Here is a 16,148-nt window from a genome sequence, read left to right on the forward strand (position 1 = left end):
CTTGTGTTAGCGTCACTCTAAGCGGAATGTTCTTTCCGTTTCGATGCCCTGCAGAAGGTACGCCGGGAACAAGCCCTCCCTCCGCCTGTGAAAGGAAGCACCATGTCCGAGCCCCAGCCGTCCACCACGAGCGTCGACCTCGCCGTCATCGGAGCCGGGATCGGCGGGCTGGCGACTGCTGTCGCCCTGCGTCACGCCGGCCTCGACCCCCACGTCTTCGAACGGACTCCCGTCCTCAGCGAGGTCGGTGGGGCGGTCGTCATCCGCGACCCGAGCGTGCGGCTGCTCGAGGAGTGGGGGCTGCAGGCCTTTCACGACGAAGCAGTACCGGTCGACGTCCTGGAGATGCGGGACGTCACCGGCCAGGTGGTCCGGACGTCACCGGCCGACTTGGCCGGCGACGGCCAGGCGTACTCCACGCACCGGCACGATGTTCACGACCTCCTCGCCGGCGCCGTCGGCTCTGACCGGATCCACCTCGGCGCCGCCGCGGAGTCGGTGGCGAACGAGCCCGACGGCGAGCACGCCACCATCACGTTCTCCGACGGTTCCCGGGTCACCGCCCGACTGGTCGTCGGAGCCGACGGGATCCGATCGGTGGCGCGCAGGGTCGTCGTCGACGACGCCCCGGTCTTCGACGGGATCATCGCTTTACGCGGTACGGCGCCCGCTTCCGCGCTTCCCGACGGCGCCGGAGCCGACCGCATCACCGTCTGGTCGGACGGCGCCCAGATGATTCTGGGGCTGCCCCTGCGCGGTGGAACCGAGATCGCGCTGGACACGATCGTCAGCCAGGACCTGCCCCCCGAGGACCTCTGGCACGCCGAGGTGTCCCGCGCGGACCTGCTGATGCGATTCAGCGACTTCGACCCCGGCCTACGTCACCTGATCGCGTCCGGATCACCCTCGGTGCGGGCCAACCCCGTGTACGACCGCGAGCCGATCACGCAGTGGGCCCGAGGACGCGTCGTCCTGGTCGGTGACGCGGCCCACCCGATGGCGCCCCGTCAGGGACAGGGCGCCAACCAGGCGATCCAGGACGCCGGCGCTCTGGCCACCGCGCTCGGAGAGTTCGGGCTCGACCGCTTGGAGCACGCCGTCGACGCCTACCACCAGGAGCGAGTCGCTACTGCGACCACCTTGCAGCGAGCCTCGCGGACCGCTCCCGAGTTCCGCGACGCCACGGCTTCTGAGCGCCCTGGCCTCCGGTAGCGAGCATGGACGGAGTACGGCCAGAGCTGTCAGAGCTCAGCCGGCACTGCACTGAGGACGGTCTGGCTGGGGGCGGTGCCGAACATGCGGCGGTACTCCCGGCTGAACTGTGAGGGGCTTGTGTAGCCGACCGAGAACCCGACCGCGGCGACTTCGTGGTCGCCGGTGAGGAGCCGCATGCGGGCTTCGTTGAGGCGTAGCTGCTTCTGGTACTCCAGCGGGGTCATCGAGGTGAGGGTGAGGAAGTGCCGGTGGAAGGAGGACGGGCTCATCGCAGCCGTTGCGGCGAGGTCGGCGACGCGCAGTGGCTGGTGATAATGGTCCCGGATCCAGCGGATCGCGCGGGTGAGGTGGACGAGCCGGCTGTCGGCGATGCCGATCTGACGGATGGTTGCCCCTTGCGGGCCGGTCAGCAGGCGCCAGAGGATCTCGCGTTCGAGGCCGGCGCCGAGTGCGGCCACGTCGGCGGGATGGTCAAGCAGTGCGAGCAACCGCGCGATCGCGTCCAGCAGCGACAGTGGCGCGTGACCGACGCCGAAGGCCGACGGCGAGAGCGCGGCGGAGGCGCCACCCGCACCGCCGGTGTCGAGCAGCAGCGACGCGATGCGGTCCGGGTTCAGCATGATGGCGACGGCCAGGAACGGCTCGTTCTCGTCGGCGGCGACGATGCTACCCACGACGGGCAGGTCGACGGAGGTGACGAGGTAGTCGCCGGCGCCGTACCGGTAGACCTCGCTGTTCAAGGTGGTGTGCTTGACACCGCCGGCCACCAAGGTCAAGGCGGGTTCCAGGACGTGACCGATCGGCTGGGTGGTTCGTGTCGTGCGCACGACCGAGACGCCCGGTAGCGCAGTGGCGGTGAGGCCGTCGCGCGCGTGCCGGGTGATGGCGTGCTTGATGTCGAGGAGCCGGTCCACGGTTTCCAGTCAAGCACGCGAGCATGCGATCACCGCGAGGTTGACAGGATCAGGCAAGCCTCGGGCAGGATCTTGCTAACGGTTCGGTCGTGGGCGGTGGTTCTGTGGAACCCAGAACCACCGCCGACGAAATGGACACAGCAATGCAGAAGCGCTTTCTGGGCACCAGTGGTCTCGAGGTCTCCGGACTCGGGCTCGGCACCATGAACATGACCGGTCCGTACGGGCCGCCGCAGGACCCGCGGGAGATGATCGCCCTCCTGCGGTCGGCGGTCGAGCGCGGCGTCACCTTCTTCGACACCGCCGAGAGCTACGGCCCGCTGGAGAACGAGAAGCTGCTCGGCGAGGCCTTCGAGAGCATCCGCGACGACGTCGTGATCGCCACGAAGTTCGGGTTCGAACTCGACCCGGCGTCCGGCGAGCGACTCGGTGCTCTGAACAGCCGCCCCGAGCACATCCGCGCGGCCACCGACGGCAGCCTGCGACGACTGCGGACGGACCACATCGACCTGCTGTACCAGCACCGCGTTGATCCTGAGGTGCCGATCGAGGAGGTCGCGGGAACCGTCAAGGAGCTGATCGCCGAGGGCAAGGTCAGGCATTTCGGTCTGTCGGAAGCAGGGGTGCAAACCATCCGGCGCGCTCACACGATCCAGCCCGTCACCGCACTGCAGAGCGAGTACTCGCTGTGGTATCGCGGGCCGGAAACCGACATCGTCCCCACCCTGGAGGAGCTCGGCATCGGATTCGTGCCCTTCTCACCGCTCGGCGCGGGCTTCCTCACCGGCAAGATCGATCTGACCACGGAACTGGACGCGACCGACTTCCGGAGCAGCGTCCCTCGCTTCGCCACCGAGTACCGGGCCGCCAATCTGGCCCTCGTCGAACTCGTCCGCGGCGTGGCGTCGCGCAAGGGCGCAACGCCGGCTCAGATCGCGCTGGGGTGGCTGCTGGCGCAGAAGCCCTGGATCGTACCGATCCCGGGGACGACGAAACTGCACCGGCTCGAGGAGAACCTCGGCGGAGCCGACATCGAGTTCTCCGCCGCTGAACTCGACGACATCGCCGGCGCGGCCTCGAAGCTGCAACTGATCGGCGACCGGATGCCGAAGAGCTTTCTCGAGACCACGGAGGGGTAGGGACCTGCACGGCCTGCGCTGGATCCGGCGCAGGCGAGAGTCGTTCGAGGTCAGCTGAGCAGCGCGAACAACGTGGCCGGGAGGATCGAGAAGACGACGGCGACCGCGGTGCAGGCGGTGATGACGGTGACTGCTGTGTTCTCGATGTTGACCGAGAACGGGGGGTCGTCCGGGGTCCGGAAGAGTTCGGCGATCCAGCGGAGGTAGACGGCCAGGCCGATCATCACGTTGACGGCCATGACGATGGCCAGCCAGAGGAAGTTGGAGTCGATGACGGACTGGAAGGCCGCGAGCTTGGTGAAGAGGCCGGCCAGGCCTGGGGGAAGGCCGGCGAGGACGACCAGGAAGAAGACGAGGGCGGCGGCCAGGCCTGGTTCGGAGCGGAGCATGCCTTGGTAGTCGGTGAGCAGGCCGCCGGGGCGGTGACGCTGGACTACGGCGACCGCACCGAACGCGCCAAGAGTGACGACCACGTACGCCGCCAGGTAGGCGACGACCGCCTGCGCGTCACCGACGGCGAGGGGAGCTAGCAGGAAGCCGACCTGGCCGATCGACGACCAGGCGAGCAGGCGGACCGCGAAGCGCTGGCGGAGGGCGGCGACGTTGCCGACGGTCATCGTGACGGCGGCGAGGATCGCCAGGGTCAGCCGGAGGTCGACGCCGCTGGGGGCGATGCCGTAGATGACCAGCACCAGGAGGCCGGCGACGCCGGCCGACTTGGAGACGACGGCGAGGAAGGCGGCGACCTCGACGGGCGCACCGGCGTACGTGTCGGGCAGCCAGCCGTGGAACGGGACGGCCGCGATCTTGAAGGCGAACCCGACCACGATGAACAGGACCGCGACGAAGGCAACCCGGCGCAACGACGAGTCGAGCCCAGGAACGCGAGCGGCGAGCGTCTGCAGATAGAGGGTCCCGGTCACGCCGTACAGGTACGAGATGCCGAACAGCATCACCGCGGTCGACAGGACCGAGACGAAGAAGGCCTTCAGCGCGCCCTCGGAACCACGGCGGTCCCGCCGCAGTGCGACCATCGCGAAGCTGGGCAGCGAGACGACCTCGAGCGCGATCACCATCGTCGCGAGGTCGCGCGCACCGGCGAGCACGGTCGCGCCGACCAGCGCGCTGAGCAGGAGGAAGTGGTACTCCCCCACCGGGATGTCGCGATCAAGCAGCTGGTACGCCGAAAGCCAGACGACCCCAAGCCCACCGAGCAACAACACCGCCCAGAGCCCGGCGGTCAGCGGCTCGAAGACCAGGCTGCACTCGGCCGGGCCTTCGACCGCCGTACGGCAGAAGCCGGGGCGGAACTCGTTCTGCTGGGTGAGCACGAACCCCAGCCCGAACAGGATCACCCCGCTGCTCACCAGCGAAACGCTCAGATGCCGCCACCGCGAGGAGCCGGCACCCCAGAAGCTGTCGATCATCAGGACGGCGACGGCGCCGAGCGCGAGGACCAGCGGGACGATGACCGCCTGCCAGTCGGTCCAGGTCATCGTCATAGGAACGTCCAGTGATCGAGCAGCAGCCAGGGACAGAACCCGAGCACGACGGTCAGCACGACCAGCGGCGCCCAGGTGACGAGCTCGATCCGGCTCAGGTCGACGGCGAACGCGGTCGCCGGGTGCTCGGCCGGATCGCCTTGGCAGAGGTTGCGGATCAGGCGCAGGAAGTACGCCGCGGTCAGCACGGTCCCGAGTCCGGCGATCACCATCATCACCAGGTACGTCGTCCGCGGCAGCCCGTCAGCCGGTCGGAACGCACCCATCAGCGCGAGCATCTCGCCCCAGAACCCGGCCAGCCCGGGCAGCCCGAGCGAGGCCAGGCACGCGAACGTCAGCAGCGCGCTGATCCGCGGCAGCCGCGCGTACAGCGCCCGGCCGATCGTGCGCAGGTCGCTGGTGTCGTGCCGGTCCTTGATCGCACCGGCCAGGAAGAACAGCAGGCCGGTGATCACGCCGTGCGCGATGTTCGCGAACAGGGCGCCGGCGACGCCCTCGGGCGACATCGTCGCGATGCCGAGCCCGATGAAGCCCATGTGGCCGACCGACGAGTACGCGATCAGCCGCTTCACGTCGGTCTGCGCCAGGCAGGCCAGCGAGCCGGCGACGATCGCCATCGTGGAGAAGCCGGCCAGGTACGGCGCGATGGTCGCGGTCGCGTCGGGCAGGACGGGCAGCAGGATCCGGACCAGGCCGTAGCTGCCGAGCTTCAGCAGTACGCCGGCCAGCAGGACCGAGCCGACCGTCGGTGCCTTCGCGTGCGCGTCCGGGAGCCAGATGTGCAGCGGCCAGAGCGGCATCTTCACGGCCAGGCCGAGCGCGATCAGGATCGCCGCGGCCAGCGCCGTACCGTGCGCGCCGGTGACCGGGAACTGGCCGAGCAGCTCGAGGTCGAAGGTGCCGGAGTTGCGGTAGAGCAGCAGGAAGCCGACCAGCATGACGGCCGAGCCGAGCACCGTCATCAGCACGAACGTGGTCGCGGCGCGGCGGCGTCCGGCCGGGTCGTGGTGGTCGCCCCAGATATCGATGATGAGCCACATCGGGATCAGGACGACCTCGAAGAACAGGAAGAACAGGATCAGGTCGGCGGCCGCGAAGGTGCCGATCACGCCGGTCTCGATCACCAGCAGCAGCGCGATCAGGGAGCGGGTGCGGCCGATGCGTGGGGTGATGCGGAGGGAGTAGAGACAGCAGAGGAAGACCAGGAGCGCGGTGAGCATGATCAACGGCAGCGAGATGCTGTCGACCGCGAGGTGGAAGCGGACGTCGAGTGCGGGGATCCAGGTGAGGTCGGTCTCGGCAAAGGGCCGCAACTGGCCGACTACTTGAGGTGGACGTGGCGACTGCAAGTAGTTGATCCACAGGACGACCGAGCCGATCAGCACCAGGCCCGAGATCACCGAGCCGTACAGCGCCGCGATGCGGTCAGCGGTTGAGGACGGCAACGACCACAACGCCAGAGCCGCGAGCACCGGAAGCGCCAGGATGCTCAGCAGTACGCCGTTCACGCGCCGATCACCCCCGCCAGGATCGCCAGCGCGATCACGCCGCCGACCGCGAGCGTCAGGTAGGTCTGCACGTTCCCCGTCTGCAGCATCCGGAGCCCCTGCGACGCGAGCGTCCCCGCCCGCCCGATCCCGCGCACGTACCCACCGACCACGTCCCGGTCACCCAGTACCGCGAGCTTCGCGAACCACCGCACCGGCACGACCACAGCCTTCCCGTACGCCGCGTCGACGCCGAACTCCTGCTCCAGCACCACCGGCCGCGGATCGGCTCCGCGCTGCCACAGCGAGTACGCCGGAAGCGCGCCGATGACCGCCAGCGCGGTCGTCAGTCCGGCCACCGGCCAGCTCACGTGCACGCCGTCGGCGTACCCGAGCGCGATCGCGCCGACCGCCAGCAGCACCAACGGTCCGAGCATCAACCACGACCCGTCCCGCAGCTTCGAGGTGTCGGGATCCTCCACGTCGGCCATCGCGTCGTCGTCCTCGAACGCGCCGAGCGCACCGGCCAGCGCGGGCGTCCGGAAGAAGACCCACAGCCACAACCGCACGCAGTAGAAGGCCGTCATCGCGGCGGTCAGGCAGACCGACACGAGCACGACCCAGCCGATCGTCGACCCGTCGCGCGCGTGGTGCCAGGCGGCCTCGACCACCGAGTCCTTCGAGAAGAACCCGGCAAACCCCGGTACGCCGGCCAGCGCCGCGAGCCCGATCGTCATCGTCACGAAGGTCACCGGCATCGCCTTGCGCAGCACGCCGCGCCGCGTGTACCGCCGGAGTACGACGAACGCCGCGCTGCCGACCTGGTGCAGCAGCACGCCGGCGCAGAGGAACAGCAGCCCCTTGAACGCGGCGTGCGTGACCAGGTGGAAGAGCGCCGCGTGCCGGCCGTCCGCCGTACCGAGCGAGAGCGCGGCGAACATGATCGCGAGCTGGCTGACCGTCGACCAGGCCAGGACGCGCTTTACCTCGACCGCGGCCACCGCGCAGAGCGCCGCGAACAGCATCGTCACGCAGGCGACCACGGCCAGGATCTTGAGCGTCGTCTCCGCTGCGACGAACACGTCGTACAGGCGGGCGATCAGGAAGACACCGGCGGCGACCATCGTCGCCGCGTGGATCAGCGCGCTGACCGGGCTCGGACCGGGCATCGCGTCCGGGAGCCAGGTCTGCAGCGGAACCTGCGCGGACTTGCCGACCACGCCGACCAGCAGCAGCACGGTCCCAACCGTCAGCGCCGTCGGGGAGATGGAGCTGCCGCTGAGCTCGGAGATCCGGAAGGTGCCGGCGCCCAGGCCGAGCACGAAGATGCCGAACAGGAAGCCGACATCGCCCAGCCGGGTGACCAGGAACGCCTTCATCGCGCCGGCGCGGGCGTCGCGACGCTCCCAGTAGTGGCTGATCAGCAGGTACGAGCAGGCGCCCATCACCTCCCAGCCGATCAGCAGCAGGAACAGGCTGTCGGAGATCACCACGGTGACCATCGCGGCGGTGAAGAGCGTGACCAGCGCCGTGTACGACGCGACGCGGTCGTGCAGGTAGCTGATCGAGTAGACCTGGACGCAGGTCGAGACCACGCCCACGACGGCCAGCAGCAGCACGGTCAGGTCGTCGGTGCGGAGATCGAAGGTCCAGTACGCCGAACCGGCGCCGGTGCCGGGGAACGAGGTGACCTGCGGGTCCGCGCCGTACAGCAGGATCGCGCTGAGGATCACGAGCAGCGAGAAGCCGACGCCGAGCACGCGCCAGGTGGTCGCGATCACGGCCCGACCTCCTCGCGCAGGTCGCGCGCCGCGTCCGCGTCGACGTGCCCGTGGCCGCGGAACAGCAGCAGCACGATCGCCAGGCCGAGTCCGATCTCGGCCGCGGCGATGGTGATCACGAAGATCGCCAGGGTCTGCCCGGTGGCCAGGCCGTCGAGGCGCCAGGCGTCGAAGGCGACCAGGTTGAGGTTGACCGCGTTGAGCATCAGCTCGAACGACATCAGCACGGTGATCGCGTTGCGGCGCGCGAGCACGCCGTACACGCCGAGGCAGAACAGGACGACCGCCAGCAGCAGCGGGAGCACGAGTGGCATCAGTCCTCCTTCTTGCCCGCGCGCTGCGAGAGCACGATCGCGCCGATCAGCGCGGCCAGCAGGAGGACGGAGAGGACTTCGAACGGCAGCACCCAGGTGCGGAAGACGGCGTTCCCGATCGCTTCGGCCGATCCGTCGGGGACCGGCTTGACCTTCTCGTTGCCAAAAGCAACGACTACGCCGGCGCCGAGGAGCACCGCCAGGACGCCGGCGACGACCGCGGCGAAGGGACTGCGGTGCGTGGTCAGCGCGGGCAGCGGGTTGGTCGGGGCCTTGGTCAGCATCAGCGCGAAGAGCACCAGGACGACGATCGCGCCGACGTACACGAGGATCTGGACCAGGGCGACCAGCTCCGCGTGCAGCGCGCCGAAGCAGCCGGCGACGGCGCCGAGGGCGACCACGAGCCAGAGCGCGGCGTGCACGATCCGGCGCGAGGTAACGACCATGATGCTCGCGAACAGCGCCACCGCCCCCGCGATGGAGAACAGCGCTGTGGTCACTCGTCGCTCCCCGGCTCGATCACCGGCTCGACGACGCTCGGCCCGGGGTCGATCGGCTGCGGCGCGGGCACGGTCCACATCCAGTCCCGCAGCTTGTCCTTCTCGTGGGTCAGGTTGATCAGCTCGGTCTCGGCGTACTCGAACTCCGGCGACCAGAACAGCGCGTCGAACGGGCAGGCCTCGATGCAGATCCCGCAGTACATGCAGAGGCTGAAGTCGATCGCGAACCGGTCCAGCACGTTCCGGCTGCGCTCGCGGGCCTGCTCACCGACCGACGGCGCGGTCTCGGTGTGCGAGTCGATGTAGATGCACCAGCTCGGGCACTCGCGCGCGCAGAGCATGCAGGAGGTGCAGTTCTCCTCCATCAGCGCGATCACGCCCCGGCTGCGCGGCGGCAGCTCCGGCTGCACGTCGGGGTACTGCTCGGTGACGGCGCGGCGGGACAGCGTCTTCGCGGTGACCTTCAGACCGTCGATCAGACCCTTGCCGGGTAGCGCCACGCCTCCTCCTCCGTCCGTAGTTTCTGAACGCTGACACTGGGTGTGTCTCCCAATCCCCCGCCGTAGCGAGCAGGTGCCCGGTGCGGTAGCTCGGTGCGCGGGAGACAAGCGTGGCGATGCGAAGCATCGTGAGCTTGGCTCCCGTGTGCCGAGATGCCGTGCCGGGTGCCGCGCAGTAGGTGGGGGATTGGGAGACACACCCTAACCGGTCTCAGCCGGTTACGCCGCGAGCAGGCTCAGAGTTCGCGTTCGAGCCGGGCCGCGACCTGCCGGTACCGGCTCACCGGCACCAGGTGGACCCCTTCGAAGGCACCGCTGTCGCGGATCTTCAGGACCTGCTCGCAGGCCGCCTCGACCCCGGCGTCGCGGTCGCGTTCGACCGCCTCGACGAGCGCGTCCGGGATCGCCAGCTGCGGCAGGCCGGCCAGGTTCTGCGCCATCTTCGCGCTGGCCAGGACCATCACCCCGGCGTACACGGGGATGGTCAGGTCGACGCTCTCGCGCCAGCGGAGCAGCTCGTCGAGGTCGAAGCTGACCTGGACGTAGAGGAAGTCGGCCTCCTTCTTCCAGGTCGGGACCTTGCCGAGGCGGGCGGTCGCGCCGACCTGGAAGGGGCCGAGGCCCGGGAAGCTGGTCGCGCGGGTCTCCTCGAGCATCGTGCGGACGGTGAGCTGGCTGGTCCGGCCGCCCTCGTTCGGGTCGTCGCCGTGCACGAACAGGAACTGCTCGACCCCGTACGCCGCCGCCGTCAGCAGGTCGCGGCGCAGGCCGAGCAGGTTGCGGTCGCGGGAGTTGAGGCAGGCGATACCGCGGGCGCCCATCGCCTGGACCTCGTTCGCGACCGCGACGCTGGACACGGTCGCGCGCCCGATGTGGTTGTCGGGGATCAGGAAGCCGTCGGCGATCGGGCTCATCACGCCGATCTGGTGCCGGACCTTCTTCAGGTCCGGCCGGGTCGGCGGTTCCACCTCGCAGATCAGCTCCATGAGCGACGAGCCTAGGTGATCCCACCGTCAGGAACGCGGGCGGTGATCGGCAGGTTCGCCGACCACCGCCCGATCACGTCAGCGGTGCGCGACGTTGATGTACCCGACGTTGTCGTTGACGGCGCCGAGGTTCGACACCGGGAGCCAGTAGGACCGGACCGTCACGCCGTTCTGGTGGACGAACTTGCCCCAGTTGCAGTCGTTGTGCCCCTTCACGGCGCTCATCGTGTCGCCCCAGCTGAGCCAGCCCGTGTCCGGGTACAAGGAGTAGCCCGAGTAGTCGCACGGACCGGCCGAGCCGTAGACCGCGTAGTGGTGTCCTCCGAAGCCGCTGTGCTCGTAATACTCCACCAGCAGGGTGCTGGCGGCTGCCCCGAGCGCCTGGCGCGACCCAGCGCGCGCCGCCTGGGACTCAGCCGAGGCCAGGGCATCGGCCGCGGACCGGGTCGAGCAGGCCTTGCCCTGCACGGGGGACTTCCCGCCGGGCTCGGCCGCCTTGCCGACCAGTACGGCGCAGTGCTCCTGCGGCGCGGACTGTGCCGGGCTCGCCGACGAGGCGGGGACGACAGAGACGAGGGCCGCGATCGCGACGGCGCCGGCACTCAGTACACGCACGATGCCGGCCCTGCGTCGCCGGGGATGAGTCAAAGACATAGCTCAGCTTTCGTTGTCGAACGATGATCAGACCGTTCGACCGTAGGGACTCCGGCTGTCCACGACCTGTCCGTGACCTGTCTCTAGCCCTTGGTCAGCGCGGGTGCGTCGACCGCCCAGTACCAGTCGTTGTCGCCGTTCGTGAGCGACCAGGTGATGCGCACCGAGCGCGCACCGGCCGGGACCGGGACCGTCAGCCGCTCGGTCTTGGCGATCGTGTCGGCGGTGTACGTCAGCAGCGTCGAGGTCGCGCCGGTGTCGAAGGTGGCGGTCACGCGGGCCGTCTCGTTGCCGCTCTTCAGGTAGTGCGACGAGAAGCTGAGCGTCGCGTCCGAGGCCCCGGCGACGTCGTACGCCGGTGAGGTCAGCCGGCTGTTGAACAGCCCGCTGCGGGTCTTGTCCGACCACTCGTCGGAATCGGCGACGGCGAAGACACCGCGCGCCCGCACGTTGCCTTCACGCGACTGGTCGGGAGCGGCGCGGGTCCAGAAGTCGTCGGTCGTGAACGACCAGCCCTGCCACTCGCGGACGCCGCCGGTCCCGAGACCGGTGTTGTCGATGGTCCAGCCCGACGGTGTCGTGTGGGTCCAGCCGCGGACGTCGGCCGGTACGCCGGTCTCGTCGAGGCGGCCCTGCAGTTGGTTGACGAGCGAGTCGAAGGGATCTTGTGGCGTGGTCACCCGCCCGTCGAGATCCGGCGAGCTGACGCCGAACCGGTCGAGCGCGATCGCCGCGATGTCCACGTTCTTGGGTGCGATCGCCGGCGTACCGGTTCCTGCGCCCGGGCCCGTGCGGATCAGGAAGGACGACCGCTCGGCCGCCGAGCTTCCGCCGTGCCCTCCTCCCGGAGTGTGGCCGTGGTCGGCGGTGACCATCACCGTCCAGTCCTCCTGCGCGTACGTCGATCGCGCCTTCACCCCGGCGAGCACGGTAGCGACGTGCTGGTCGGTCTTCTCCAGGGCCGTGCGGTAGCAGGCGCCGTCGGCCCCGCAGCTGTGCCCGGCGATGTCGACGTCGCCGAAGTACACGAACGACGCGTCGGGCCCGGTGTTCTTCAGGTACGCCGAGGCGTCCGCCGCGATCCGCCGGTCGGCCTCGGCCCAGCCGAGCGCGTCACCGTCGTACGTGACCTTGCGCTGCACCTCGTCGGAGAAGATCGCCTGCCCGGCGCTGTTGGTGGTCAGCGGGGTCCAGTCGGCGATCGCGTACGTCGTCCGGCCGGCGCGGGCCAGGCGGGTGAGGAAGTCGGGGTAGCGGGTGAGCGCCGTACCGGTGCCCCAGCTGTTGCTGGTCACCTTGTGCTTGTCCGGCCAGACACCGGTCGCGTTGGTGGCCCAGCCGGGACCGGACAGGGTCGGGGCGAACGGCTGCGCGTAGAGGGTGGTCCGGCTGCTGGAGCCGGTGGCGATCAGGCCCTTCAGGGCCGGGGTGTCGAAGGCCTGGATCTTGCTGAGCAGGGCGCCGTCGATGCCGATCACGAGCACCTTCTGCGGGCGGGCCCGCGGTGCCGCGTCGGCGGGAGCGATCAGCGTGCCGGCGGTGAGCGCGGCGGCCAGAGCGACCAGGGCGGTGGTTCTCCGCACGATTTCCTCCAGATTGGTCCGGACCTCTTGGATTGGTCCGGACCAACTGTGGCGAGTGTGCGCGCCGAGATCAACAGCTCGGACGCGACTGCTTGGTGAACGAGCAGTTAGTCGAGAGCAGCCAGGCGGTGCCGGAGGAAGGCCTGCTCCGCGGTGTTGTCGGTGAGGTCGAGAGCTGCCTGCCAGGCGGCTCTGGCTTCGACTGGGCGTTGGAGCCGGTGGAGGAGGTCGGCGCGGATGGCGTGGAACAAGTAGAACGTGCTGAGGTCCAGTGCGTCGACCAGGGCCAGTGCCTCGGCCGGGCCGTGCAGCTCGGCTATGGCGACGGCTCTGTTGAGTGCCACGACCGGTGTGGGAGTCAGGGCGAGCAGGTGGTCGTAGAGCTGGACGATCTGCGACCAGTCCGTCGGTGGGTCGCTGTGGACGGCGTTGATCGCTGCCTGGAGCTGGTACGGACCTGGTTGGTCGCGACGGAGACAACGGCGTACGAGGTCCTGGCCCTCGGCGATAAGTTGCTGATCCCAGAGTTGGCGGTCCTGCTCGGGCAGCGGGATCAACTGACCGGCTTCTGAGGTGCGGGCCGGAGTACGGGAGTGCTGGAGGAGCATCAGGGCCAGCAGGCCGACCGCTTCAGGCTCGTCGGGCATCAGCTCGACCAGCAGCCGTCCGAGGCGGATCGCCTCGGTGCAGAGGTCCGTGCGGACCAGGTCGTCGCCGGAAGAGGCGGCGTAGCCCTCGTTGAAGACCAGGTAGACAACAGCCAGTACGCCGCGCACCCGCTCGGGCAGGTCGGCGTCGTACGGGATCCGGTACGGGATGCCGGCCGTGCGGATCTTCGCCTTCGCCCGGACCAGCCGCTGGGCCATCGTCGACTCCGGGACGAGGAAGGCGTGGGCGATCTCCGCCGTACCGAGTCCACCGAGCAGGCGGAGGGTCAGAGCGACCCGGACGTTCAGGGCGAGAGCAGGGTGGCAGCAAGTGAAGATGAGCCGCAGTCGGTCGTCGCGCACCGGGCCCTCCTCCACTGGCTCGTCCTGGGCGTTCAGCAGCGCTGCCTGGGCGTACTTGTCCTCGCGAGCAGCCTCCCGGCGGAGGCGGTCGATCGCGCGGTTGCGGGCGGTCGTGATGATCCACCCGGCCGGACTGGGCGGCAGGCCCTGCTCCGGCCAGCGCTCGAGCGCGGTCGTGAACGCCTCTTGGACCGCATCCTCCGCGATGTCCAGGTCCCCGAACGACCGAGCCAGTACGGCGACCGCCCGGCCGTGCTCGCTCCGGAACACCGCAGCGACGTCAACCGGCAAAGGGACGGACCTCCACTGGCAGGGCGACCAGGATCTTCGCCAACCGTCGCGCCCAGGTCAGCGCCGCATCGAGGTCCTCCACGTCGATCACCGTGAACCCGCCGATGTGTTCCTTCCCCTCGGTGTACGGCCCGTCCGTCACCAGCAACTCGTCCCCCTTCTGCTGCAGGACGGTCGAGGACTCCGGCGGGTGCAGGCCCGCGCTGAACACCCAGGCACCGGCCTTGCGCAGGTCGTCGTTCCAGACCGACAGCTGTTCCATGACCGGCGCCAGGAACTCGTCGTCCGGCACCACACCGTCCGGCTGGTAAATGCTGAGCAGGTACTGCGTCATCTCGGCCTCCTGGTGAGCGTTGTACCCACTACACGAACAGCCTCAGCCCGGATCGACAGGTAGCGACACCACAATCTTCAGCCCACCGCCGTCGCGCGCGGTCGCCCGCACGGTTCCGCCGTGCGCCTCCGCCACCGACCGCACGATCGACAGGCCCAGCCCAGCCCCCTGCGCCCCGACCAACCTGTCCGCACCCAGCCGCCGGAACGGCTTGAACAGCCCCTCCACCTCGTACGGCGGAACGTCCGGCCCGGTGTTGCTCACCTCCACCTCGACCCGCTCGCCCGGCGCAGTCCGGCTGGTCACCTGCACCCACCCGCCGTCCACGTTGTGCCGGACCGCGTTCTCCACCAGGTTGTGCACCAGCCGCTCGAGCAGCAGCGCGTCACCGACCGTCGGTGCGTCCCCCGGCTCAGCAGTCACCCGTACGCCGGCCGCAGTCGCCTCACCGGTCAACTGCGCGACCACGTGAGTGATCACGTCGGCCAGGTTGACCGGGTAGACCGCCGTCAACTCCTTCTCCGAGTCGGCCAGCACCAGCAGCCCGCTGATCAGTTGCTCGTGCCGGGTGTTGATCTCCAGCAGGCTCTCGCCGAGCTGCTGAACGTCGGGCGAGGCAGTCTTGCGATGCATCGCGATCTCGACCAGCGCGCGGCCGAGCGTCAGCGGCGTACGGAGCTCGTGAGAGGCGTTGGCGACGAAGCGGCGCTGGCCGTCGAAGGAATGGTCCAGCCGCTCGACCATGGTGTCGAAGGCGTCGGCGAGATTCTTCACCTCGTCGTCCGGGCCGTCGAGGGCGATCCGCTCGTGCAGTCCGCGGCCCGCTGCGGGTGCGGCCGCGATCCGGCGGGCTGTGTCGGTGACCCGGTGCAGCGGGGCGAGGACGCGGCCCGCGACGATCCAGCCGAAGCCTGCTGCCAGGCTGCCGACGAGGACCAGGGCGACGCCGCCTTGGACCAGCAGGGACTGGGTTGCCGCCGCCTTGACCTGCTTGCTCTGCTCGTCGACTATCCGCTCGATCTCCGGGTTGGCCAGCGGGTCGCCTGGTGACGCACTGGCACCAGGCTGGAACGTGCCCTTGATCAGCACCCGGTGGTCCTTGCCGAGCTCCTGGGTGAACAGCAGGTACGTGACGCCGAGCAGCAGCACCCCCGCGACCATGAACAGCCCGCCGTAGATCAGCGTCAGCCGGGTCCGCAGCCTCATGGGATCCGGTACCCGACGCCGGTCACGGTCTCGACCACACCGGGCTCGCCGAGCTTCCGCCGGAGCTTGAGGATCGTCAGCCGGACCGCTCCGGTGAACGGGTCGACGTGCTCGTCCCAGGCCTTCTCCAGCAGTTGCTCCGCCGACACCGTCGCTCCATCCGCTCTGAGGAGCTCAGCCAGTACGGCGAACTCCTTCTTCGACAGGGGGACGTACCGGCCGTCCCGGAACACCTCATGGCGTGCCGGGTCGAGCGTCAGGCCGGCACGCCGTAGTACTGGTGGATCGGCCGGCCTGCTGCGGCGACCCAGCGCCAGCACGCGAGCCGCCAGCTCGGTGAAGGCGAACGGCTTGGTCAGGTAGTCGTCGGCGCCCAGACCGAGTCCCTCGACCCGGTCGGTGACAGCAGCGGCCGCGGTGAGCATCAGAACGCGGGTGGGTGAGCCGGACTCGACCAGCTGCCGGCAGACGTCGTCGCCGTGCACGACCGGGATGTCGCGGTCCAGCACCAGTACGTCGTACTCGTTGATGCCCAGACGCTCCAGCGCCGCACCGCCGTCTCCTGTGAGGTCGACCGCGTGGGTCTCGCCGCGCAGCCACTCGGCGATCGCTGCCGCCAGCAACGGTTCGTCCTCGACCACCAGTACCCGCACGCGTCGCCGCCCTTCCCCGGTTGCTTCCCATCATCCCCGACCGCGGTGTTTCCTCCGTGTTTGCGAGCGCGGAAACGGC

Annotated in this window: 15 protein-coding genes and 1 pseudogene; 2 read left to right on the forward strand and 14 right to left on the reverse strand. The window is 69.4% G+C overall.

What is annotated here, in order from left to right:
* Positions 1-102: 102 nt before the first annotated feature.
* On the forward strand, positions 103-1,212 hold the full coding sequence (locus HDA39_RS25015) for an FAD-dependent oxidoreductase (protein ID WP_184798980.1): 1,110 nt from the start codon (positions 103-105) through the stop codon (positions 1,210-1,212).
* 29 nt (positions 1,213-1,241) lie between these two features.
* Here HDA39_RS25015 and HDA39_RS25020 read toward each other — a convergent pair whose 3' ends face one another.
* Complete coding sequence (locus HDA39_RS25020; RefSeq protein ID WP_202893118.1) at positions 1,242-2,129, reverse strand: AraC family transcriptional regulator N-terminal domain-containing protein; 888 nt, start codon at positions 2,127-2,129, stop codon at positions 1,242-1,244.
* Between the two features lie 143 nt (positions 2,130-2,272).
* On the opposite strand from HDA39_RS25020, the gene HDA39_RS25025 reads away from it, so the two are divergent.
* Positions 2,273-3,268 carry an aldo/keto reductase gene (locus tag HDA39_RS25025; protein ID WP_184798981.1) on the forward strand — a complete coding sequence of 332 codons (996 nt, stop codon included), beginning with the start codon at positions 2,273-2,275 and terminating at the stop codon, positions 3,266-3,268.
* Positions 3,269-3,318: 50 nt separating this feature from the next.
* On the opposite strand, the gene HDA39_RS25030 is transcribed toward HDA39_RS25025, so the two are convergent.
* The 13 genes and pseudogenes from HDA39_RS25030 to HDA39_RS25090 all read right to left on the reverse strand — a co-directional run bounded on the left by HDA39_RS25030 (position 3,319) and on the right by HDA39_RS25090 (position 16,069).
* Positions 3,319-4,770, reverse strand: a complete 1,452-nt coding sequence (locus tag HDA39_RS25030) for an NADH-quinone oxidoreductase subunit N (protein ID WP_184798983.1) — start codon at positions 4,768-4,770, stop codon at positions 3,319-3,321.
* The gene (locus tag HDA39_RS25035) at positions 4,767-6,278 is read right to left on the reverse strand and encodes an NADH-quinone oxidoreductase subunit M (RefSeq protein WP_184798985.1); all 1,512 of its coding nucleotides are present in this window, start codon (positions 6,276-6,278) and stop codon (positions 4,767-4,769) included. The genes HDA39_RS25030 and HDA39_RS25035 overlap by 4 nt, the downstream gene beginning before the upstream one ends.
* Positions 6,275-8,038: a proton-conducting transporter transmembrane domain-containing protein gene (locus tag HDA39_RS25040; RefSeq protein ID WP_184798987.1), complete on the reverse strand. Its 1,764-nt coding sequence runs from the start codon at positions 8,036-8,038 to the stop codon at positions 6,275-6,277. Before HDA39_RS25040 ends, HDA39_RS25035 begins: the two co-directional genes overlap by 4 nt.
* The gene (gene nuoK / locus HDA39_RS25045) at positions 8,035-8,352 is read right to left on the reverse strand and encodes an NADH-quinone oxidoreductase subunit NuoK (protein WP_184798989.1); all 318 of its coding nucleotides are present in this window, start codon (positions 8,350-8,352) and stop codon (positions 8,035-8,037) included. Before nuoK ends, HDA39_RS25040 begins: the two co-directional genes overlap by 4 nt.
* A complete protein-coding gene (locus HDA39_RS25050) occupies positions 8,352-8,852 on the reverse strand; it encodes an NADH-quinone oxidoreductase subunit J (protein ID WP_184798991.1) in 501 nt (166 codons plus the stop codon). Before HDA39_RS25050 ends, nuoK begins: the two co-directional genes overlap by 1 nt.
* 149 nt (positions 8,853-9,001) lie before the next feature.
* Positions 9,002-9,217, reverse strand: a pseudogene (locus tag HDA39_RS44140) (4Fe-4S binding protein); the annotation flags it as partial.
* 371 nt (positions 9,218-9,588) lie between these two features.
* Entirely contained in the window at positions 9,589-10,338 is a 750-nt protein-coding gene (locus tag HDA39_RS25060; protein ID WP_184798995.1) for a methylenetetrahydrofolate reductase, read from the reverse strand.
* A 78-nt stretch (positions 10,339-10,416) separates the two neighbouring features.
* Positions 10,417-10,953, reverse strand: a complete 537-nt coding sequence (locus tag HDA39_RS25065) for a hypothetical protein (RefSeq protein WP_184798997.1) — start codon at positions 10,951-10,953, stop codon at positions 10,417-10,419.
* 122 nt (positions 10,954-11,075) lie between these two features.
* The gene (locus HDA39_RS25070) at positions 11,076-12,575 is read right to left on the reverse strand and encodes an alkaline phosphatase family protein (protein WP_184798999.1); all 1,500 of its coding nucleotides are present in this window, start codon (positions 12,573-12,575) and stop codon (positions 11,076-11,078) included.
* 107 nt (positions 12,576-12,682) lie between these two features.
* Entirely contained in the window at positions 12,683-13,876 is a 1,194-nt protein-coding gene (locus tag HDA39_RS25075) for an RNA polymerase sigma factor (RefSeq protein ID WP_184799001.1), read from the reverse strand.
* The gene (locus tag HDA39_RS25080; RefSeq protein WP_184799003.1) at positions 13,866-14,210 is read right to left on the reverse strand and encodes a YciI family protein; all 345 of its coding nucleotides are present in this window, start codon (positions 14,208-14,210) and stop codon (positions 13,866-13,868) included. The genes HDA39_RS25075 and HDA39_RS25080 overlap by 11 nt, the downstream gene beginning before the upstream one ends.
* A gap of 42 nt (positions 14,211-14,252) precedes the next feature.
* A complete protein-coding gene (locus tag HDA39_RS25085; RefSeq protein ID WP_184799005.1) occupies positions 14,253-15,416 on the reverse strand; it encodes a sensor histidine kinase in 1,164 nt (387 codons plus the stop codon).
* Positions 15,413-16,069 (reverse strand): response regulator, encoded by a 657-nt coding sequence (locus HDA39_RS25090; protein WP_184799007.1) that lies wholly within the window; start codon positions 16,067-16,069, stop codon positions 15,413-15,415. The genes HDA39_RS25085 and HDA39_RS25090 overlap by 4 nt, the downstream gene beginning before the upstream one ends.
* Positions 16,070-16,148 lie beyond the last annotated feature (79 nt).

The sequence above is a fragment of the Kribbella italica genome (genome assembly GCF_014205135.1).
Classification (GTDB): Bacteria; Actinomycetota; Actinomycetes; order Propionibacteriales; family Kribbellaceae; genus Kribbella; species Kribbella italica.

Bases quoted from the DNA above. Each gene is read 5' to 3' on its own strand.
- HDA39_RS25015 (WP_184798980.1), top strand. From the start codon at position 103: ATGTCCGAGCCCCAGCCGTCCACCACGAGCGTCGACCTCGCCGTCATC.
- HDA39_RS25025 (WP_184798981.1), top strand. From the start codon at position 2,273: ATGCAGAAGCGCTTTCTGGGCACCAGTGGTCTCGAGGTCTCCGGACTC.
- HDA39_RS25030 (WP_184798983.1), bottom strand. From the start codon at position 4,770: ATGACGATGACCTGGACCGACTGGCAGGCGGTCATCGTCCCGCTGGTC.
- nuoK (WP_184798989.1), bottom strand. From the start codon at position 8,352: ATGCCACTCGTGCTCCCGCTGCTGCTGGCGGTCGTCCTGTTCTGCCTC.
- HDA39_RS25060 (WP_184798995.1), bottom strand. From the start codon at position 10,338: ATGGAGCTGATCTGCGAGGTGGAACCGCCGACCCGGCCGGACCTGAAG.
- HDA39_RS25080 (WP_184799003.1), bottom strand. From the start codon at position 14,210: ATGACGCAGTACCTGCTCAGCATTTACCAGCCGGACGGTGTGGTGCCG.
- HDA39_RS25085 (WP_184799005.1), bottom strand. From the start codon at position 15,416: ATGAGGCTGCGGACCCGGCTGACGCTGATCTACGGCGGGCTGTTCATG.